Origin of the sequence: Acinetobacter sp. BEC1-S18-ESBL-01, assembly GCF_014169935.1 — a bacterium.
Taxonomy (GTDB): Bacteria; Pseudomonadota; Gammaproteobacteria; order Pseudomonadales; family Moraxellaceae; genus Acinetobacter; species Acinetobacter pittii.
Genome location: NZ_AP022302.1, coordinates 1,601,650 through 1,623,054, shown reverse-complemented (window position 1 = coordinate 1,623,054; position 21,405 = coordinate 1,601,650). Strand labels below are relative to the sequence as shown.

At 38.0% G+C, this 21,405-nt stretch carries 21 protein-coding genes and 1 other RNA gene; 8 read left to right on the top strand and 14 right to left on the bottom strand.

The features are described 5' to 3' along the window. The first annotated feature begins 1 nt into the window (after nucleotide 1). Together recA and H7R46_RS07565 are read left to right on the top strand one after the other, a co-directional pair. Nucleotides 2-1,048: a recombinase RecA gene (gene recA / locus H7R46_RS07570; RefSeq protein ID WP_002115680.1), complete on the top strand. Its 1,047-nt coding sequence runs from the start codon at nucleotides 2-4 to the stop codon at nucleotides 1,046-1,048. Between the two features lie 59 nt (nucleotides 1,049-1,107). Beyond that, nucleotides 1,108-1,590 carry a regulatory protein RecX gene (locus tag H7R46_RS07565; protein WP_005068912.1) on the top strand — a complete coding sequence of 161 codons (483 nt, stop codon included), beginning with the start codon at nucleotides 1,108-1,110 and terminating at the stop codon, nucleotides 1,588-1,590. Nucleotides 1,591-1,603: 13 nt separating this feature from the next. Here the strand turns inward: H7R46_RS07565 and ffs are convergent. Beyond that, nucleotides 1,604-1,700: signal recognition particle sRNA small type (ffs, locus tag H7R46_RS07560), an RNA gene on the bottom strand. A 314-nt stretch (nucleotides 1,701-2,014) separates the two neighbouring features. Here ffs and H7R46_RS07555 point away from each other — a divergent pair. Then, nucleotides 2,015-2,890: a YbgF trimerization domain-containing protein gene (locus H7R46_RS07555; RefSeq protein ID WP_005068911.1), complete on the top strand. Its 876-nt coding sequence runs from the start codon at nucleotides 2,015-2,017 to the stop codon at nucleotides 2,888-2,890. Between the two features lie 58 nt (nucleotides 2,891-2,948). Here H7R46_RS07555 and lpxA read toward each other — a convergent pair whose 3' ends face one another. The 12 genes from lpxA to rimO form a co-directional block, all read right to left on the bottom strand. Continuing rightward, nucleotides 2,949-3,737: an acyl-ACP--UDP-N-acetylglucosamine O-acyltransferase gene (gene lpxA, locus H7R46_RS07550; protein ID WP_005068909.1), complete on the bottom strand. Its 789-nt coding sequence runs from the start codon at nucleotides 3,735-3,737 to the stop codon at nucleotides 2,949-2,951. Further along, the gene (fabZ, locus tag H7R46_RS07545) at nucleotides 3,734-4,219 is read right to left on the bottom strand and encodes a 3-hydroxyacyl-ACP dehydratase FabZ (RefSeq protein WP_002115603.1); all 486 of its coding nucleotides are present in this window, start codon (nucleotides 4,217-4,219) and stop codon (nucleotides 3,734-3,736) included. The genes lpxA and fabZ overlap by 4 nt, the downstream gene beginning before the upstream one ends. A 6-nt stretch (nucleotides 4,220-4,225) precedes the next feature. Continuing rightward, nucleotides 4,226-5,296, bottom strand: a complete 1,071-nt coding sequence (lpxD, locus tag H7R46_RS07540; protein ID WP_002115634.1) for a UDP-3-O-(3-hydroxymyristoyl)glucosamine N-acyltransferase — start codon at nucleotides 5,294-5,296, stop codon at nucleotides 4,226-4,228. A 4-nt stretch (nucleotides 5,297-5,300) separates the two neighbouring features. Beyond that, nucleotides 5,301-5,801 carry an OmpH family outer membrane protein gene (locus H7R46_RS07535; RefSeq protein ID WP_002115728.1) on the bottom strand — a complete coding sequence of 167 codons (501 nt, stop codon included), beginning with the start codon at nucleotides 5,799-5,801 and terminating at the stop codon, nucleotides 5,301-5,303. 41 nt (nucleotides 5,802-5,842) lie between these two features. Next, nucleotides 5,843-8,350, bottom strand: a complete 2,508-nt coding sequence (bamA, locus tag H7R46_RS07530) for an outer membrane protein assembly factor BamA (protein WP_005068904.1) — start codon at nucleotides 8,348-8,350, stop codon at nucleotides 5,843-5,845. Nucleotides 8,351-8,386: 36 nt separating this feature from the next. Next, on the bottom strand, nucleotides 8,387-9,742 hold the full coding sequence (rseP, locus tag H7R46_RS07525) for an RIP metalloprotease RseP (protein WP_002115589.1): 1,356 nt from the start codon (nucleotides 9,740-9,742) through the stop codon (nucleotides 8,387-8,389). Between the two features lies 1 nt (nucleotide 9,743). Beyond that, nucleotides 9,744-10,940, bottom strand: a complete 1,197-nt coding sequence (gene ispC / locus H7R46_RS07520) for a 1-deoxy-D-xylulose-5-phosphate reductoisomerase (protein ID WP_005068901.1) — start codon at nucleotides 10,938-10,940, stop codon at nucleotides 9,744-9,746. Next, nucleotides 10,941-11,765, bottom strand: coding sequence for a phosphatidate cytidylyltransferase (locus tag H7R46_RS07515; protein ID WP_002115701.1), 825 nt, complete (start codon nucleotides 11,763-11,765; stop codon nucleotides 10,941-10,943). It abuts the gene before it with no gap. After that, nucleotides 11,765-12,517 (bottom strand): polyprenyl diphosphate synthase, encoded by a 753-nt coding sequence (gene uppS / locus H7R46_RS07510; RefSeq protein WP_002115643.1) that lies wholly within the window; start codon nucleotides 12,515-12,517, stop codon nucleotides 11,765-11,767. Before uppS ends, H7R46_RS07515 begins: the two co-directional genes overlap by 1 nt. 5 nt (nucleotides 12,518-12,522) lie before the next feature. Next, nucleotides 12,523-13,077, bottom strand: coding sequence for a ribosome recycling factor (frr, locus tag H7R46_RS07505; protein WP_002115638.1), 555 nt, complete (start codon nucleotides 13,075-13,077; stop codon nucleotides 12,523-12,525). Nucleotides 13,078-13,161: 84 nt separating this feature from the next. Next, the gene (gene pyrH, locus H7R46_RS07500; protein WP_000852257.1) at nucleotides 13,162-13,890 is read right to left on the bottom strand and encodes a UMP kinase; all 729 of its coding nucleotides are present in this window, start codon (nucleotides 13,888-13,890) and stop codon (nucleotides 13,162-13,164) included. Nucleotides 13,891-13,941: 51 nt separating this feature from the next. Continuing rightward, on the bottom strand, nucleotides 13,942-15,285 hold the full coding sequence (gene rimO / locus H7R46_RS07495; RefSeq protein WP_002115588.1) for a 30S ribosomal protein S12 methylthiotransferase RimO: 1,344 nt from the start codon (nucleotides 15,283-15,285) through the stop codon (nucleotides 13,942-13,944). A gap of 342 nt (nucleotides 15,286-15,627) precedes the next feature. On the opposite strand from rimO, the gene glnL reads away from it, so the two are divergent. From glnL to H7R46_RS07465, 5 genes are all read left to right on the top strand, one after another. Beyond that, complete coding sequence (glnL, locus tag H7R46_RS07485) at nucleotides 15,628-16,737, top strand: nitrogen regulation protein NR(II) (protein ID WP_005068897.1); 1,110 nt, start codon at nucleotides 15,628-15,630, stop codon at nucleotides 16,735-16,737. Then, nucleotides 16,724-18,217 (top strand): nitrogen regulation protein NR(I), encoded by a 1,494-nt coding sequence (gene glnG / locus H7R46_RS07480; RefSeq protein WP_002115702.1) that lies wholly within the window; start codon nucleotides 16,724-16,726, stop codon nucleotides 18,215-18,217. Before glnL ends, glnG begins: the two co-directional genes overlap by 14 nt. Nucleotides 18,218-18,483: 266 nt before the next feature. Further along, nucleotides 18,484-19,137, top strand: coding sequence for a TetR/AcrR family transcriptional regulator (locus H7R46_RS07475; protein WP_005803466.1), 654 nt, complete (start codon nucleotides 18,484-18,486; stop codon nucleotides 19,135-19,137). Nucleotides 19,138-19,249: 112 nt separating this feature from the next. Then, nucleotides 19,250-20,170 carry an ornithine carbamoyltransferase gene (gene argF / locus H7R46_RS07470; RefSeq protein ID WP_005068890.1) on the top strand — a complete coding sequence of 307 codons (921 nt, stop codon included), beginning with the start codon at nucleotides 19,250-19,252 and terminating at the stop codon, nucleotides 20,168-20,170. A 192-nt stretch (nucleotides 20,171-20,362) separates the two neighbouring features. Beyond that, on the top strand, nucleotides 20,363-20,887 hold the full coding sequence (locus tag H7R46_RS07465; protein WP_005068888.1) for a protein tyrosine phosphatase family protein: 525 nt from the start codon (nucleotides 20,363-20,365) through the stop codon (nucleotides 20,885-20,887). Here the strand turns inward: H7R46_RS07465 and ispF are convergent. Then, nucleotides 20,875-21,366 carry a 2-C-methyl-D-erythritol 2,4-cyclodiphosphate synthase gene (ispF, locus tag H7R46_RS07460; RefSeq protein ID WP_005068887.1) on the bottom strand — a complete coding sequence of 164 codons (492 nt, stop codon included), beginning with the start codon at nucleotides 21,364-21,366 and terminating at the stop codon, nucleotides 20,875-20,877. The two genes, H7R46_RS07465 and ispF, sit on opposite strands and share 13 nt — an antisense overlap. Nucleotides 21,367-21,405: the final 39 nt, after the last annotated feature.

Below are 21,405 nucleotides of genomic sequence, written 5' to 3'. Positions count from 1 at the left end.
GATGGATGAGAATAAAAGCAAAGCATTACAAGCCGCGCTAAGTCAAATTGAGAAGCAATTTGGCAAAAATACGGTGATGCGTCTCGGTGATAACACTGTTCAAGCAGTTGAAGCTGTATCTACAGGTTCTTTGACTTTAGATATTGCATTGGGGATTGGCGGTTTACCGAAAGGTCGTATCGTTGAGATTTATGGTCCAGAATCTTCTGGTAAAACCACAATGACTCTCCAAGCGATTGCACAATGTCAAAAAGCTGGTGGTACTTGTGCATTTATCGATGCAGAACACGCATTAGATCCACAATATGCACGTAAGCTGGGCGTGGACATTGATAATCTACTTGTATCGCAACCTGATAACGGTGAACAAGCACTTGAGATTGCAGACATGCTAGTTCGTTCTGGTGCAATTGATTTAATCGTTGTCGACTCAGTTGCTGCTCTTACTCCTAAAGCAGAAATTGAAGGCGAAATGGGTGACTCTCACATGGGCTTACAAGCTCGCTTAATGAGTCAGGCATTACGTAAAATTACGGGTAACGCTAAACGCTCGAACTGTATGGTTATTTTCATTAACCAGATCCGTATGAAAATTGGTGTAATGTTTGGTAGCCCTGAGACTACGACTGGTGGTAACGCATTGAAGTTCTATGCTTCTGTACGTTTAGATATCCGCCGTATTGGTCAAGTCAAAGAAGGTGATGAAATCATCGGCTCTGAAACTCGAGTTAAAGTTGTTAAAAACAAAATGGCTCCTCCTTTCAAAGAAGCTATTTTCCAAATCCTATATGGTAAAGGTACAAACCAGCTTGGCGAACTTGTAGATTTAGCTGTACAACAAGATATCGTGCAAAAAGCGGGCGCTTGGTATTCATATCAAGGCAATAAAATTGGCCAAGGTAAAAACAATGTTATCCGCCACTTTGAAGAGAACCCTCAAATGGCTGGAGAAATTGAAAAGATTATCCGTGAACAACTGCTAACTACGGGTACTAATGGTGCTGTACAAGTGGAAGATGAAGAAGAAGATCTTCTATTAGAGTCTTAATTACCGCTTATAAGTCTTAAAACGCCCTTCGGGGCGTTTTTTACGAGGAAATATTAAATATGTTCAAAAGAACAGAAGAACAGCCCCAACAACGCGCTTTGCTAACAGGTCAACGTTTGCGCTCATATGCTTTTGCGTTATTGACTCGTCGAGATTATTCGAAAGCAGAACTTATCGAGAAATTGAATCGTTATGCACAAAACCCTGAAGAGGTTAAGCAACTTGTTGAAGAGTTATCTGAGCAAAATTATCAAAGTGACCAACGCGTTGCAGAACTAACATTGGCTAGCCAAATTCGTAAAGGCAAAGGGCCAAAACGCATCAAACAAGCTTTAAAAACTAAACAAATCGAAAATGATTTAATTGCAGATGAAATTCATAATATTGATTGGGTGGAACAGGCTTATCAACTTAAAGTGAAAAAGTTTGGTGAAGAAGTAGAAAAAGATCCTAAACTTAAAGCAAAACAGATGAGGTTTTTACAATATAGAGGATTTGATTTAGATGTAATTATGAAGGCAATCCAACGGAGATCGGATTAGAAGATGGTGGCAACCCCACTAGCAAAACTTCGGCACATCATAGATCTGCTACCGTTGCTACCTTCCGGTCCTGGCGGGGTTCACAGAGTACAATTGCGAAGCCACCAGCGGGGCTACCATTGCAAAACAGAGTATAGAGATTTTTAAAAGAGTTGCAAGCCTTCTTCTCAATTTTAAGCAAGTTTATGTTTCAATTGATTAATTCATCGTCAAAAACATATAAATTCCTAGAATCTCTTATCTTATATTCTTTCTTGATACTTATTTTGAATAAAATATGCTTGAAGATTGTAAACTATTCTTGCATTTATATTGTTAGCTGTTTTAATTGCAATGATCAATTAAAACCTTAGATAGCTAATGTGAATAGTTTACATATTCCCTTCTCAAGTTAGCTTTTACATAAAATTATGGACCTATACTCATGCGATTGATGAAGCATTCTTTATTATTTATTGCCTTAATGAGCACTACTTCTCTCTATGCCAATATTCCAATTGAATCGCGCGGTTTAAGTCAAAGTGGTGGTAGTTCAACTAACACTTCATCGAATAACGCTTCAGTCCCTAGTAATTTAAATTGGGAATTGATGCAAAAAAACCAACAATTAGAAAATGATATACGTACCTTACGCGGACAGTTAGAAGAACAATCGAATGATATTGAACAACTGAAAAAAGATTTATCTAATCGCTATACTGATTTAGACCAGCGTTTGGAATTACTAAATCAAAAAGTAGATCCAGAAAGTGCAGCACCAGACAATACAGCAAATAGTGATGCTACAGCTACCGGAAGCTCAGAAGCTCCTCCTACCGACAATAAAGCAGCTAGTACTACTACAACTGCTGCAAGTCAAGTTACTTCCCCTTCACAAACGCAAGTAACACAACCAGCTTCATCGCCTGCTACGCAAAATCAATCGAACCCTGTAGAACTTGAAAAAGCAGCTTATACTGTCGCTTTAGATGCCTACAAACAAGGTGGAGCGAAAAAAGCGATTGCTCCAATGCAAAACTTTATCAAAAATCATCCTAATAGCGTTTATACAGGCAATGCCTATTTTTGGTTAGCCGAGTTTAATTTAGCAACTGATCCGGTAAATTATAATGAAGCTAAAAAGAACTATAATGTAGTCGCTACGCAATACCCAAATTCTAGTAAAGCTCCTCGCGCGCTTTATCAACTCTACAGTATTGCCAAAGATGTTGATAAAAACACTGTATCAGCAAACCAATATAAAGCTAAAATTTTAAGTCAGTATCCAAAATCTGAAGAAGCCAAATTTTTTAACAAATAAAAGTTTTTAAGAAAAAAAGACACCGCAGATTGCGGTGTCTTTTTTTGAATATCTCGGCTTAACGCACAATACCACGTTCTGATTGCTCAACAGAGTCAATTAATAATTGAGCTTCTGGAACATTCGGAAGAATATCATTTTTAATCTGCTCAACAGCTTGAACAGAAGTCAGGCCTGATTTAAAAATCAATTTATAAGCTTCTCTAAGGCCTTGAATTGTATCCTTAGACCAACCCTTTCGGCGCATACCTTCTATATTAATACCAAACGCATGTGCTGGATTACCAGATGCCATAACATACGCTGGCACATCTTTTAAAATTAAAGATGCTCCACCAACCATACTGTAAGAATCGATTTTACAGAATTGATGAATTCCCGAATTACCACCAATAATGACATGATCACCAATATGGACGTGTCCAGCAACACCAACATTATTTGCGAAAATATTATGATCACCAACAATACAGTCATGTGCAATATGCGTATTAACCATCAATAAGTTATGACTACCTATTTTAGTTAAAGCATTATCTTGTACAGTTCCTCTATGTAAACTGCAATGCTCACGAATTAAATTATGATCTCCAATCTCTAACCAAGTTTCTTCACCTTGATATTTCAAGTCTTGGCAAATTTCACCAACACTTGCAAACTGGAAAATCTCATTATTTTGACCAATTTTGGTAAAACCACCAACTACAACATGTGAATGTAATTTAGTACCAGCGCCAATTGTCACATTTGGACCAATAATACAATAAGGTCCTATCTGGACATCCGGGGCAATCACTGCAGATGGATCAATAATGGCCGTAGAATGAATTAAATCGTGATTGCTCATGCCTGCTCTGTTTTTTGGTGTGAAATCATAATTTCAGCGGTTGTTGCTACAATACCGTCAACGGTAGCCGTACAGTTATATTTGTAGATACCGCGTTTTTGCATTACTAATTCAGATTTTAATACAAGTTGGTCGCCAGCAACTACTTGTTTTTTAAATCTTACCTTTTCTGCACCAGCAAAGAGGAATAAAGAACCTGGTTTTGGCGTCTCATTGTTCATAATAAAACCTAGAACGCCCGAAACTTGAGCTAATGCTTCTACAATTAGAACACCCGGCATAATTGGATATTCTGGGAAATGTCCTTGTAGGAACTCTTCATTGATAGAAACATTTTTATAACCAACAATACTATTGTCAGTAACTTCAGTCACACGATCAACCAATAAGAAAGGATAACGATGCGGCAAATATTGACGAATCGTTTGAATCTGCATTGGTAATTCAGGGATGGCAAATTTAGGTGTAGTTGACTCGGTCATAATATTCTATTTACGCAAATTAAAAGTTGATTCAAGAGACTCTATTTGAGCTTGTATATGATCAAGTCGTTTAGTGATTTGGGTCAATGGCACATCTGCTAATTGTCGCAAGCGTACAATTGTCTTTTTCCAATGACTATTTTCAAATAATCCAATTCCTGAAGAATAGGTACCAGCTTCAGAAATATTTTTTGTGACCATTGACATTCCAGTTAAAGTCACATTATCAGTGATTGAAAGGTGACCAGACACACCACAGGCTCCTGCAAGAATACAGTTTTTGCCAATTTTAGTGCTTCCAGCAATTCCACATTTAGCAGCAATAGCTGTATTGGAACCAATATGAACGTTATGTGCGATTTGCACAAGATTATCAATAATTACCCCATCTTCCAAAATCGTATTATCTAGTGCCCCTCGATCAATACTACAATTTGATCCAATACGGACATCATTACCAATAATAACTGAACCTAATTGTGCGATACGATGCCATTTACCTTGATATGGTGCAAATCCAAAGCCTTCACTACCAATCACAGTACTTGCATGAACTCGAACACGATCAAGTAATTTAGAACCGCCAGTAATAGTGACATGAGAATCGATAAAACAATCCTTGCCAATTTCTACATTATCATCCAGACGAGTATGAGACTGAATAATCGTGTTCTCACCTACTACACAATTTTCACCAATTACAACGTAATGGCCAATATATGCTTTTTCAGAAATAATTGCAGAAGGATGAATTTGAGCAGTACTTTCAATACCTATTGATGTGATCTTTTTATCAAAAGCATGGGTAAGGATGGCAAAAGCCAAATATGGATTATCAACAATAATAAAATTTTGTTTATCAGTAAGCTGTTCTTTAATAGAGCTTGTAACAATGTACGCACCCGCACGGCTAGTCTTTGCTTGATCGATATACTTTTCGCCATTTACGAAAGTAATATGAGAAGGTTCAGCATTTTCTAAACTTGCCAGATTTATAAATTGAAGACTACCCGCACCGACTAACTCACCATTAACTAGGTGAGCTAGTTCATCTAAACGATAATGTTGCACTTTCATTAATTTATTTCATTGAATTAACCTTTTGTATCATTTTATCAGTTAAATCATATTTAGCGTCATAGGCAACGGTCGAATTTTTATTCAAAATGAAGTCAAGATTATTTTCTTTTCGTAATTGTTCAGCTGCTTGCTTCACACGAGTCTCAAAAGTTGAGTTCATTCCTTGCAAACTAGTTTGAACTTTAGACTGCAAACCTTGTTGAGTCGAATTAAATTCATTTAATTTTGACTGATATTGAGTTTGAAGCTTCTTAATATCATCTTCTTTCATTTTTTGCCCTTGAGTTTGGGCTTGACGCTGAAGGCCTTCTAACTCTTTACCCAACTGCTCAAGACGAGTTGTTGTTGGTTTAACAGATTGATTTAAACTTGCATTTTGTTGTTTTAAATAAGTACTACTTTCAACAACTTTAGCAAGATCAATAACACCATAACCAGCAGCATTAGTCATAGCAGAAATTGTAAGGCCTAACCCTAACATTAATATATTTAATTTTTTCATCTTAATTTGTGTCCTTATTTCATTGTTTAGTCAAGTCGTACTTAGAAAGTACGACCGATTTCAAACTGAATCTCTTTAGTTTCGTCACCAGGCTTATCATTTAACGGGAATGCATAGCTAAGAGATAATGGCCCAATCATAGTGATCCATGTAAAACCAACACCTACGCTATAACGCATATTACCTAAATCAAAACCGTAGTTATCTTCACAGTATTTTTTAGCATCTGCTATTTGCTGCCCATTCATAATCATAGAATAAGAGCCAACATCACACTTAGTATCAAATACTTGACCACCTTCAGCAAAAATGACTGGTCGTACTTGGCGAGTCCAGTCCCCTTTGAAAGGTAACGGTAAAGCTAATTCAGTACCAAATTGTACTAAAGCATTACCCCCAACCTCTTCTGGAGAACCGTCATTTTGCTTGGTTTCTTGTAAGTTTACACTTGCATACTTAGGACCCAAGGTACTGTTATCATAACCCCGAACAGAACCATAACCACCTGCATAGAAGTTTTTATAGAATGGTAAATCATTACCATAGCCAAGTTTACCGTAACCACGCAATACGAAACCAGTATTACTAATTGGCCAAAATGCCTGTGCATCATAAGTTGCTTTTTGATAGTCAACATCACTACCTGGCAAACCAATTTCAAGACCTACACGATGTGACATACCTGAAGTAGGGAAAATAGGACGGTTTAAAGTATTGTATGACCAACCTAAATTTAAGTTATATGTAAAGAACTCACCATCAAACGCATTATCATATTGTTCTTCTGGGACCTTACATTCCCCCTTCTCAGTATCATACTGCGACTCACCATTTAAGGTTGGACAATATGAACCCTTACTTGTTGCTTTACCACCATTTGCTAACAAATAATCACGCACATAAGTAGAGACATAAGGACCAGTCGTTACTTTAGTATTATCAATACCTAAAGAGGCACTTAGGCTTTGGTTTTCATCAATTGGGTAACCAAAACTTAAACTACCACCGAAACTATCGGTAACGTAATTATTAACGTTATAGTCATCATTTAACTTTGTTTTACGGTAATAAACATTATAACCGCGGCTTACACCATCAATAGTGAAGTAAGGGTCAGTAACACTTAAGTTATAGTAGTCTTGAGTTTCAGAGCGAGATAAATCGATCGAAACACGATTACCCGTTCCCATAAAGTTAGTTTGACTCAAACCTGCCTGGAATGTGATACCACCACTTTGTGAGTAACCTACCGCTAATGTTGTAGTTCCCGAGTGTTGCTCTTCAACATTTACGTTTAAATCCACCTGATCTGGTGAATTTGGAATACGAGCCGGTTTAATATCAACTGTTTTGAAGAATCCAGTACGCTCTAAACGAACCTTGGACAAATCAATTTTTTCATTACTCGCTAAAGCGCCTTCCATTTGACGCATTTCACGACGCAATACTTCATCGGCAGTTTTACTATTACCTGTAAAGTTAATACGACGTACGGTTACTTGCTGACCTGGGTTTACATAATAGTTCAAGTCAACAACACCCGTTTCATTATTAATTTGCGGAACGACATTTACATCTGCAAAGTAATAACCAGCATTACCATATTTACGCAATAACAATTGCTTAACAGCATTTACTTTTTCTTGAGAATAGGTATCGCCATCTTTATAAATTTTCAAAGCTTGCAGTTCTTCAGGTTTATAAAGTGCGTCACCTAAAAACTTGGTTTGACCAAATTTGAACTGGCTACCTTCCTCAACAGCAACTTCAATAAAGATATTCTTTTTATCTTCACTAATATTGAGCTGTGAGTTATTGATATGAAAATTGATATAACCTTTATTCAGATACATCGCGCGCAAAGCTTCAAGGCTCGCTGCCATTTTCTCTCTAGCATAACGGTCATTACGAGTTACAACTGAAGCCCAACCACTTTCCTTAACTGCGAAAGCTTGTTTAATTTCACTGTCTTTAAAAACAGTATTACCAATAATATTGATATTAAAAACTTTAGCTGCCGTACCTTCATTAAAATTTAATTTAAGTTCAACACGGTTATTTGGGCGAGCTATAGTATCAACAGTTACATCAGCATCATAACGGCCTTGCTGAGTATATTGCTGCTCTAATTCAGTTTCAATTGTTTGTAAAGCTGACTTCTTAAAAACTTCGCCTTCAGCAATGCCCATTTTTTTGAGGCCTTGCTCTAAAGCCTCTTTAGGAATAAGTTTATTACCCTTAAATTCAAGCTTTGAAATAATTGGGCGCTCTACGACATTAAAAACTAAAGTATCGTTATCTCTTGATGCTTTAATATCGTCAAAAAGTCCAGTGGCATACAATGTTCGAATTGCTTCTGCGATCATCGGTTCATTAACGCGATCGCCACTGTTGATTGGCAACATGGTAGAAACATTTGCAGGAGTAAGACGGACCAAACCATCTATACGAATATCTCGAACAACGAAATCATCAGCTGCATATGCTTGTTGTACCGCTGCCATAGCGCTAACAAGTGCCAAAGGCATTAAAAAATGTGTGTGCCGCATGCCAGTTTTTCCAGTAAGTTATAAATCCATATACGTTTACAAACGCATAAAATCGTTAAATAAAGCTAAAAGCATCATACTACCGAGCAGTACCATACCAATTTTTACACCAAACATTTGTATTTGTTCAGAAACAGGCTTCCCACGAATAGCTTCAATAATGTAATAAACGAGGTGTCCACCATCAAGCATTGGAATTGGCAATAAATTTAAAATTCCAAGACTTACACTCATTAAAGCCATAAATGAGATAAAAGTCTGCCATCCCATTTCTGCACTTTGTCCCGCTACCTTCGCGATTGTAATTGGTCCAGAAAGATTCTCTAAGCCAATTAAACCCTTAACCATTTTTACTATCGAACTCAATATCATGCTGGAGATTTGGCCAGTCTTATCTAGCGACATCTGGAAAGCTTGTAATGGAGTATATTGAATTGTTTGCTTATATTCGTCAGGAATTGTAATTTTTCCTGCATCGCTTTTTACGCCTAAAACCCCACTCACTTGCCCCATATTGTCACGCTTTCCTTGAGGCATGACTTGCAAATGAACGAGTTGACCATTACGCAACACATCAATACTGAGCAATTTTTCTGGTGAATGTTGCACAACTTCCACAACATCAAACCAGTCTTTCATCGCTTGACCATTAATGGATACAATACGATCACCGACTTTTATTCCTTGTCGAATTGCTGCTCCATCTGCAGTCAACTCAGTTACAACAGCGGGAATAACAGGACGATAAGGTGAAAAGCCTAATACATCTAAAGCTGATTCATTTTGGTTTTTTAAAAAATCTTTAATGGGTAAAACAATATTTTTCTCAGTACCTGCACGATCTACATCGATATTCAAGCTACCAGTTTCACCTACACGATCAATCAAAGCAAAGTTAAGTTTTTCCCAAGTTTGCGTTTCCTTTCCATCAACAGCAATAATCTTGTCACCTACTTGTAGTTGAGCTGTAGCAGCTGGCGAGTTGGGTACAACCTTACCCACTCTTGTATTTAGTTGTTCCTGTGCTGGTAAAAATAAAATCCAAAAAAGTAAAACAGCAAAAATCAAGTTAATTAAAGGCCCAGCCGCAACAATTGCTATACGCTTCCATGGTTTTTGACGGTTAAATGCATAAGGTAAATCTTGCTCTGCAACATTACCTTCGCGCTCATCGAGCATTTTTACATAACCGCCTAGAGGCAAAGCTGAAAGTTGGTACTTAATTCCAGATTTTTTTGAGGTCCATTTAAGTAATGTCGGACCAAAACCAATAGAATAAACTAGAACCTTAACACCAAGTTTTCGTGCCACCCAATAGTGACCGAACTCATGAATTGCAATTAATGGACCGAGCAAGAGAGCTGCTGCTGCAATCATAAATAATGCGCTCATTTCAGCCTCCTATACTTGATATATACTGCTGTGCTACATGTCGTGCTACTTCATCTTTATTCAAAATAGACTCGATATTATCAGCAACTGAGTTTTCCAATTTTTGCAAAGTATGCTCTACCACTTGTGGGATATTTGTAAATCCAATCTGTTGGTTTAAAAATGCAGCAACGGCAACCTCATTTGCAGCATTTAAAATAGTAGGTGCCAGCCCTCCTGAACGCATTGCCTGACGGGCTAAATCCAGTGCTGGAAATTTCTGGATATCCGGTGCTTGAAAATTAAGCTGAGAATACTCAAATAAATCTAAAGCAGGAACATTAGTCTGTAAACGTTCTGGCCATGCTAATGCATGGGCAATCGGTGTACACATGTCTGGATTACCCATTTGAGCCAATGTTGAACCGTCAACATATTGCACCATAGAATGAATAATACTTTGTGGATGAACAACAACTGTAACAAAATGTTCAGATATTGAAAACAAATGACACGCCTCGATCAACTCTAACCCTTTATTCATAAGAGTAGCTGAGTCAACTGAGATTTTCTGTCCCATAGACCAGTTGGGATGCTTACAAGCCTGCGCAGGAGTAACTTTTTCTAACTGTTCTAACGAATGGTTTAAAAATGGTCCACCTGAAGCGGTCAATAAGATTCTTGATACGCCCTGTTGCGGTTGTCCATTTCTTTCAGCCTCTAAATAATTATGAGGTAATGACTGAAAAATAGCGTTGTGTTCTGAATCTACCGGTAATAATAATGCCTGATGATCAAGTGCTGCTTGCATCATGATTTCACCAGACATGACCAAAGCTTCTTTATTAGCAAGCAATACGCGTTTACCAGCTTTTACAGCCGCTAATGTTGGTAATAAACCAGCTGCTCCAACAATTGCAGCCATAACTACATCAACATCTGGATGAGATGCGATACTTACCAGTCCTTCCTGATCAGTCAAAATTTCAATATTTTGTAATTCACTCTTTACAAATAAAGCTGCTAATTCGTCAACTTTTTGCTTTGGAACAACTACAACTTTTGGTTGGAATTGTTTACATATGTCAACCAATTCAGAAATTCGACTATGAGCTGAAATTGCAAATACTGAATACTTATCAGGATGTTGATTTAAAATTTTTAAGGTACTTTGCCCAATGGAACCGGTTACACCCAATATGCAAACAGATTGTGTCATTTATAAATCTACACCAATAAGTTTTAATATATACATTCCCGTTGCAAAGATCGGGGCTGCAGCAAGTAAAGAATCAATACGATCTAAAACACCACCATGACCAGGTAGTACACGTCCAGAATCTTTAATACCAGCACGACGTTTAATCATTGACTCAAATAAATCACCCAACACTGAACCGAATACTGTAATCAGTGACAAGATAAGAAACAGAATTTGCTGAATTAAAGTTAAATTTAGATACTGATATTGCACAACCAACATTACCAGTATGGTCGTGACAATACCACCATACAAGCCTTCTACTGATTTGTTCGGACTAACGGTTGGAGCTAATTTTCTTTTACCAAATTTACGACCAACAAAGTAAGCACCACTATCTGCACCCCACACGAGTAAGAACAGATACATTAACCACCATGGCGAACTTTGCCAAACAACAAAAATTGAAGTTACCGCAGCACAAACTAAAATAATGCCAATTACATATAGAGTAGCGTTATACCACCCATCAAATTCAGGAAAAGATTTGACCCAATAAACGCTTACAAGCCAAGTCAAAATTGAAGCTGACCACAAAAGTAATGCAATATCATGGAAAAATAGAGCAACGCCCGAAACGAATGCAACAAGCAGACCGTAGCACCAAGCTTTTGGCTTTACAGCATTTACAGTTTCATGGGGCATTAATTTATACCATTCATACCCCGCAACCCCTGCTGCTACAATCATAAGAACCAACATTGGATAATGTGATTGCGTAGCAAACATACAGCCTAAAACAACTGCGACAAGTACCAATGCGGTAACAATCCGCTCTAACATTATAAGTTCTCTATTTTCTCTTGCTGAATTTGTTCAGATGTTTTGCCAAAACGACGCTCACGCCCTGAAAAAACATTCAATGCATGATCGAATTCTTGTACTGTAAATTCTGGCCATAAAGTATCAGTAAAATACAGTTCAGCATATGCTGCTTGCCATAACAAGAAATTAGATATGCGATAATCTCCACCTGTACGGATCAATAAGTCCACAGCTGGCAGATCGTTTAGACTGACATATTTTTCGAACAAATCAACATTTATTTGATCAGCACCAAATTCACCACGGGAAACCGCTTCAGCAACTTGTTTTGCTGCATTTGCAATATCCCACATCCCGCCATAGCTCACAGCAATAGTTAAGGTCATAGTGTTATGGTGTGCTGTCTGTTGCTCTGCATCTTCCATTAAGGCAACTAGGTGTGACGGTAATCTGGAACGATCACCGATGAAACGCAAAGCAATATTAAATTTCTTCATGCGAGGTATTTGCTCATGAATAGTTTCTTCAAGAAGCTTCATAAGCAGATCGACTTCAAATTGTGGTCGATTCCAGTTTTCGCTTGAAAATGCAAACACCGTTAAAGCACGAATACCTGTTTTTTTACAATGTTCAACGATAGGATCAAGAACATTTTTACCCTCTCGATGCCCATCACCTTTTTGCATTTGATTTTTTTTTGCAAAGCGGTTGTTGCCATCCATGATGATGGCAACATGCTTAGGAAGATGATACTCTTCTGAATCGGTCATAAAATTTAGACCTTCATCAATTCTGCTTCTTTCGCTGCAAGACGCTTGTCTACTTCTGCAACATATTTGTCAGTGATTTTCTGGATATCATCACCTGCACGGCGCTCATCATCTTCTGAGATTTCTTTCTCTTTTAACAATGCTTTGATATCACCTAATACATCACGACGAATATTACGAATTGCAACTTTTGCATTTTCAGCTTCGCTACGCGCAATTTTTTGCATATCACGACGTGTTTCTTCAGTTAATGCAGGTAAAGGTACACGAATTGCATCCGCTGTAATCGGGTTTAAACCAAGATCACTCTCACGAATTGCCTTATCAATAGCTGAAACCATTGTACGTTCAAATGGCTGAACAAGAAGTGTACGAGAATCCTCAACACCAACGTTTGCCACTTGATTTAAAGGCACATCAGAACCGTAGTAAGGAACCATTACCCCATTTAAGATTGATGGGTGTGCACGGCCGGTACGAACTTTAGCAAACCCGAGTTCCAAAGACTCAAGAGTTTTCAACATACGCTGTTCGCTGTCTTTTTTCAGATCGTTAATCATATGATCTACCTTACTTATTTATTCAAGGATGTTTTAACAAATTTAATTTAGCGCTAGTATAAAGAGCTTTCGTCAACACGTACATTATTTAGTAACGCGTGTACCTTCTTTTTCGCCCATGACTACTGACAATAGCGCGCCTGATTTATTCATATCAAAAACTTGTAATGGCACATTGTGGTCACGACATAAACAAATAGCTGTCAAATCCATAACACCAAGTTTTTCGTCCAATACCTGATCAAAGGTTAAATGATCATATTTAACCGCATCTTCGTATTTACTTGGATCTTTATTATATACGCCATCTACTTTGGTCGCTTTTAGAATTAAATTTGCTTCAATTTCAATTCCGCGTAAGCAAGCTGCCGTATCAGTCGTAAAGAATGGATTTCCTGTACCAGCAACAAAAACACAAACTTCACCTTGACTCAAGTGACGAATCGCATCACGACTTGAATAAGACTCTACTACTGTACCAATTGGTAATGCAGACATAAGGCGAGTTCTGATATTACGGCGAACCAATGCATCACGCATAGCCAAGCCATTCATTACAGTTGCAAGCATACCCATTTGATCGCCTGTTACACGACCAACCAAGCCATCCTTTTGCAACTGACTACCACGATACAAGTTACCGCCACCAACAACGATACCCACTTGCACACCTAAGCCAACTAAGTGAGCAATTGAAAGGGACATTTGATCAAGAACTTGGGCATCAATACCCATGTCTTTGTTACCTGATAATGCTTCACCAGATAGTTTTAATAAAATGCGTGAATAACGGGGGCTAATTGTTTCCGCCATGAGTTTGCTCCAAAACCTCTTAAACTGAATGCTTTTTTGAATCGTTATCGATTAAACCGACTTAATTTTAATTAACTTTGCAAATAAGTCGTATTCATCCGCATCGGTGATTTCGACTTCCAACATATCGCCTGGTTGAATAGTGCTCTTATCGATATCTTCTACAAAGACATTACCGTCAATTTCCGGAGCATCGGCATAAGAACGTGCAACAGCAACAGGATATTCATCTTCCAAACTATCGACTAATACAGTCATCGTTTGACCAATACGTTTTTGCAACTTAGCAGCAGAAATTTGTTGCTGCACTTGCATAAAGCGCTCGTAACGCTCTTGCTTAATTTCTTCAGGCACATGATCGGGTAAATCATTTGCCGTAGCGCCTTCTACTGGTGAGTAGGTAAAGCAGCCAACACGATCAAGTTCAGCTTCAACTAACCAATCGAGCAATATTTGAAAATCTTCTTCAGTTTCGCCTGGGAAACCCACTACAAATGTAGAACGAATCACAAGATCCGGGCATTTTTCACGCCACAATTTAATTTTTTCGAGTGTATTTTCACTGTGAGCCGGACGCTTCATTAACTTAAGAATACGCGGGCTTGCATGTTGGAATGGAATATCAAGATATGGCAGAATTTTACCTTGTGCCATTAAGTCAATAACCGCATCAACATGTGGGTATGGATAAACATAATGTAAGCGCACCCAGATACCAAGTTGGCCTAGTGCTTCACACATATCAAAGAATTTTGTTTTAACAGGCTGGCCATTCCAGAAATCAAGTTTGTACTTGGTATCTACACCATATGCTGATGTATCTTGGGAAATAACCAAGATTTCTTTAACACCTGCTCTTTTAAGCGCAGCGGCTTCTTCCAGTACACTTCCAACTGGACGCGATACTAGATCGCCACGCATACTTGGGATAATACAGAAGGTACAACGGTGGTTACATCCTTCAGATATTTTTAAATAGGCATAATGTTTTGGTGTTAAGCGAATTCCTTGTTCAGGAACCAAATCAACAAACGGGTTGTGTTTAGGTGGTGCTGGGACATATTCATGTACAGCTTCCATTACATCTTGATAAGCTGCTGCACCAGTAACCTTTAAAACATTTGGATGCATTTGACGAATTTTGTCTTCGTCTTTACCTAAGCATCCAGTAACGATTACTCGACCATTTTCACTCATGGCCTCGCCAATTGCATCTAGCGACTCTTGTACCGCAGATTCGATAAAACCACAGGTATTAACAACAACTAAATCAGCACCATCATAATCTGATGCAACTTGATAACCTTCAGTCTTTAACTGAGTTAAAATTCGTTCAGAATCTACCAATGCCTTAGGACAACCTAAAGAAACAAAACCGACTTTGGGGGTCTTCATGAATCTGCGCTCCACTTGAATGCGCGTATTGTATGTCTTTTCTTGTCTCAAGCATAGGTGGAAAGCCTACTCTTTGTGTAATGCACCAAAATACGACCAACATTTGCACCAAAACTCACCTTTGCACCAAGTTGGATCATGTTATTATCTATATTCAAGCCATCAGTTTTGATCAACCGATATAAAGACCGATTTCAGCGCGTTTTTAAATACTTTAAAACTTTAAAATAACCCATAAACAAAGTTGGCGTATATTTTGCATCGTTCATGTTCTATAACGGTGAAAATCCGATAACCAATGAAGATGCCATTGCGCTATTTTAAGACAGGAACGATTCGCTAATGGATCAACACAACCCTATCGACTATCGCCTATTGGTAGACAACTTAACTACTGCGATTTTATTGATCGATAGTAACTTGAATATTTTTTACTTAAATTCTGCCTGCGAAGCACTATTTGACATTAGTTTGCTTCGAGCTTCAGGACAGCCGGTTTTGAACTTACTTCATGCACCAGATGATACTTTTAATACACATGAAGCGTTATTAAACACTATAAAAACCGGTCAACCTTATACTCGTCGAGAAGCGGTTATTAATGTCAACTTTAAAGACCTTCATGTTGATTACACAGTGTCTCAATTAAATGCAGGTAAAAGTTATCACCCATTACTCTTGATTGAGCTCAACCCGATTGATCGTATGTTAAAGATTTCTAAAGAAGAAAATCTGGTACAACAACATCAGGTAGCCAGACAGCTTGTACGTGGCGTTGCGCACGAAATTAAGAACCCACTTGCAGGTATTCGTGGTGCAACTCAATTACTCGCTCGCAGTTTAAACGATAAGAGTTATGCTGAATTTACAGATGTCATTATTAATGAAGTAGATCGCTTAACGAACTTGGCAGATACCATGTTGGGTTCTAGACAACTCCCAAGTTATGAAAATGTTAACGTACACGAGCCTTTGGAGCGAGTGCGTTCACTTATCGCCAACCAGACAAAGAAGAAAATTAAAATTATACGGGATTATGATTTGTCTTTACCCGATGTTAATGCCGATCGTGATCAGTTAATACAAGTCATGCTCAACATTAGTGTAAATGCAATTCAAGCCATAACAGAAAACAAAGCATTCTTTATAGATCACGAACCGGAGTTAATTCTACGTACACGCATACAACGTCTTGTCACGATTAACGGTGTACTAAATCGATCTACCGTACGAGTCGATATAGAGGACAATGGACCAGGCATTCCTGAAAGTATTTTGGAGTCAGTCTTCTATCCATTGGTTACTGGACGAGCAAAAGGTACTGGGCTTGGCCTGAGTATTGCACAGAATATTATGCATCAACATAACGGAATGATTGAATGCCAATCTGTTTCTGGAAAAACAATTTTTAGCTTATATTTACCTTGGGAGTCAGACCGTGTCGCGAAATAAAATATGGGTTATTGATGATGATCGCGCCATGCGATGGGTATTGGAAAAGACCTTTAAAGAGGAAGGTTTTGATGTTACCAATTTTGAAGAAGCTCAAACTGCGCTTGAACGTTTGCACCATGATGCTCCCGATGTCATCTTAACTGACATCCGCATGCCTGGAATTGATGGTTTAACTTTTTTATCTAAAGTCAAAAACACTCATCCAGATTTACCTGTCATTATTATGACAGCACATTCTGACTTAGAGTCTGCTGTATCAAGCTATCAAACAGGCGCGTTTGAGTATTTACCAAAGCCTTTTGATATTGATGAAGCTTTAGCTTTAGTCAATCGTGCGATCCTGCATATTAATAAACTACAACAGCAAGAAGCTACAAAAACAGCCTCACCTCTTCAATCAACAGAAATTATTGGTGAATCTCCGGCAATGCAGGAGGTTTTCCGTGCTATCGGCCGTTTATCGCAATCTCATATTACTGTTTTAATTAATGGTGAATCGGGTACGGGTAAAGAATTAGTTGCTCATGCTTTACACAAGCACTCCCCACGCCGTGCCAAGCCTTTTATTGCTTTAAATATGGCTGCGATACCAAAAGACTTGATTGAAACCGAGTTATTTGGTCATGAAAAAGGCGCTTTCACAGGGGCAAATACTCAGCATCAAGGCCGCTTTGAACAGGCAAATGGCGGAACACTGTTCCTTGATGAAATTGGTGATATGCCATTTGAAACTCAGACTCGATTGCTTCGCGTACTCGCTGACGGTGAGTTCTATCGTGTAGGTGGACACATTCCAGTTAAAGTAGATGTTCGAATTGTGGCGGCAACACATCAAGATTTAGAAAAGCTAGTAAATGAAGGTCGCTTCCGTGAAGACTTATATCACCGCTTAAATGTGATTCGTATTCACATTCCTAAGCTTGCCCACCGTAGTGAAGATATTCCAATGCTTGCGCAGCATTTCCTTGCGCGTGCAGGTAAAGAGCTTGGCGTAAGTCCAAAAATCTTACGTACCGAGACGACAGACTATATGCAACAGTTACCATGGCCGGGTAACGTACGACAACTTGAAAATACTTGCCGCTGGCTAACCGTAATGATTACTGGCCGCGAAGTTTATCCTGAAGATTTACCTTCTGAGCTCAAACAAGTTCCATTGCAAAAGAATAGTGATTCTAGTCAACCGGCACCTTCTTTTGAGCGTATTTCTCTACACCATTGGGATGAACTACTAAATCAATGGGCTATTCAAAAGCTTAAAAATGGTGAAATGAAAATTTTAGATATTGCCACACCAATGTTTGAACGCACATTGATTAACGCAGCCTTGCAACAAACACGTGGACGCAAACGTCACGCAGCGGAATTATTAGGTTGGGGTCGCAACACCTTAACACGCAAGTTAAAGGAACTTGGAATGGATTCTGCAGATGATGACGAAGAAGATGAGCACAAGGTTACTCAAACTGAAGCCTAGAAATCTCATTATTTAACTTCAAAGCGGTTAAGTCATTCTTAGCCGCTTTGTTTTTCAATCAGATTTTTGATTAAAATATAATGCAAACATAAGGTTACATCATTAAACCCTTCTACAACCTACACTAAGCTTATATTTTCTATTAGTTTATTTTTTGAATTAGCCACTTACTGTTCAGCATATGATCTAAAAAAATGGTTATGACCATCACTAAAGATAGTTTTGCTATACTAGATAAGCAAAGTCAGTTGTTGTTATTAAATTTTATGCATGATTCAGTCCTGGATTCACATCACCTTGCATGTGAGAAACCTCAAACACGCCGCGGTATTGAACGTCGTTTAGCTCTATTGTTAAGCGCGACCGAGCTGTTCCTAGAGAAAGGATATGATGCTGTATCTCTCGATGATATTGTTAATCATGCAGGTGGCTCTAAGGCTTCTATTTATAAATATTTTGGCAATAAAGAAGGACTTTTTACGGCTATATGTGATCATAAACGTGAAATGTTTTTTAAAGATATTTGCATTCCATTCCAACCAGAGAAAAGCACTTTAAGAGAATATCTGATTCAAACACTTAATCGTGTATATATTCATATTATTCAGCCCGAACATGTTGCATTTTTAAGACTTATTATTGAACAGACTGAATGTAACACTGTCCTCATACAATACTTATATGACAAATGGGTACATAATTTACAAAATACACTTACTCAAGCATTAGAGTTTGCGGATAAATCAGGCGAAATTACCTGTAATTCTCCGTATTATTCTTCACTCATGTATTTCGGGATTTTACGAGATATTGAATGGCGTATGATTATGGGTATGCCAGCTCTTCCAGATGAGAAAGAAGCTTTTGATTATATTGAATATTGTGTAGATATTTTCTTAAAAGGCCATCATAAAGTCTAATTCTTTTGCATTTTAAAATGCTTATAGTATAGTAGACTTCTTTTTTCCCACATCCACCCAGCCAACAACAGATAATTGTTGTATTTCAAAACAATTATTATGGAGTAGCTACATGGCTCTAAGACATTTCCTGACTTTACGTGATCTATCCACTCTAGAACTTAATCGCATTTTAGAACGCGCAAGCGAACTTAAAAAAATGCAACATGACAATAAGGTCTACCAGCCTTTTGTCGGTAAAGTATTGGGAATGATTTTTGAGAAATCAAGTACGCGTACACGTATCTCTTTTGAAGCAGGTATTAACCAATTTGGCGGTAGTGCGATTTTTCTATCGCCTCGTGACACACAATTAGGCCGTGGTGAACCAATCGAAGACTCAGCACGTGTAATTTCAAGTATGCTTGATATTGTGATGATTCGTACCTTTGGTCATGACATTGTTGAACGTTTTGCATCTTATTCAAAAGTTCCTGTAATTAACGGCTTAACTGATGATCATCATCCATGCCAGTTACTTGCTGACTTACAAACTTATATTGAACACCGCGGCAGCATTGAAGGCAAAACCGTTGCTTGGATTGGTGATGGTAATAATATGTGTAATTCATATATTGAAGCTGCACACATGATGGGTTTCAAACTCAAAATTGCATCGCCAAAAGGATATGAACCTAAACCTGAATTTTTAGCCGAGTTTGGTCATTGCGTTGAGCTTTATGATAATGCGGAAGATGCCGCAGTAAATGCTGACCTTATTGTGACTGATGTGTGGGCAAGTATGGGCCAAGAAGAAGAGCAAAAACTTCGTGAAAAAGCCTTTGCTGATTTTCAGGTTAACGAAAAATTAATGAGCCTTGCTCACCCAGATTGTTTATTCATGCACTGCTTACCTGCTCATCGCGGCGAAGAAATTTCTGAAACCATGCTCGATTATAAAAATGCAGTCGTATGGGATGAAGCAGAAAACCGTCTCCATGCTCAAAAAGCTTTAGTCGAATTTTTATTGAATGAAAATCTAAAAAAAGCTTAAATTTTGAGTTAAAAAAACAGCATCTTAATGATGCTGTTTTTTATTTTATAAGACTTGTACTCTTCCAGTTAATTATTTTTAAAAATTTGATAACGTTGCCGAATATATAAGCAGGCTGTATTTCAACTATTCTCTAGAATCGTGTATAACATTCTACACAATAAGCTAAGCCTACTCTTGTAGAGTGCGATCATGACAACCCTTGAACAATCATTATCCCAAATTCCCACATTTTCGATTATTCATGAACATTTATTTAGTTCAGCCCAACCTTCTGTTGAACAACTAAAATTGATTAAAGAGTATGGGTGTAGCACAGTCATTAACCTTGCTTTAACTAATGCTTCAAATCATCTTGAAAATGAAGATCGTATTTGTTTAGACCTTGGTTTAAATTATATTCATATTCCAATTGATTGGGAGATGCCTTCTGCTGAGCAGTGCTTATTAGTTTTAGATTTGATTGATCATTTAGTGCAAAATGAAATTATTTGGATACATTGCGCCAAAAATAAACGCGTAAGTTGCCTGATGTATGTCTATAGACAGTTTTATATGAATATGGATATGCCGACTTCTCAGGATTTATTGCACGAAATTTGGGAACCTAATGAGACTTGGACTGGACTCATTCATAGTATTACCTTACAGCTACAAGGCCGTAAGGCAACTTTAGAACTTCAACAGTCTTTACAACAGGCAGATCACTTGGTGTGATGAGAAATTAAAACCGTCGCTGTAGCCAAAATTCCTTCTTGACGACCGGTAAACCCGAGTTTTTCGGTTGTCGTTGCTTTAATACTAATTTGATTAATATCTACATTTAGAACGTCAGCAATGCTTTGACGCATTTCCAGATTATGCTTAGCTAATTTTGGACGTTCGCAAGCCACCGTAATATCGGCATTATTTAACTGATAACCACGATCTAAGATCAATTGATAAACATGCTTTAACAATACTCGGCTATCTGCGCCTTTGTATTCTGGGTCAGTATCAGGAAAATGTTGTCCAATATCTCCAAGCGCTAAAGCACCTAATAAAGCATCACATAGCGCATGAAGTACAACGTCACCGTCAGAATGTGCTTTCAAACCATGTGTATGTGGAATTTGAATACCCGCCAATGTAACAAAGTTCCCCTCTTCAAAGGCATGTACATCCATTCCTTGTCCAATACGAATCTGAGCAACCATATAAATTATTACCTTCCATAAAAACTTAAGAAATCTTGT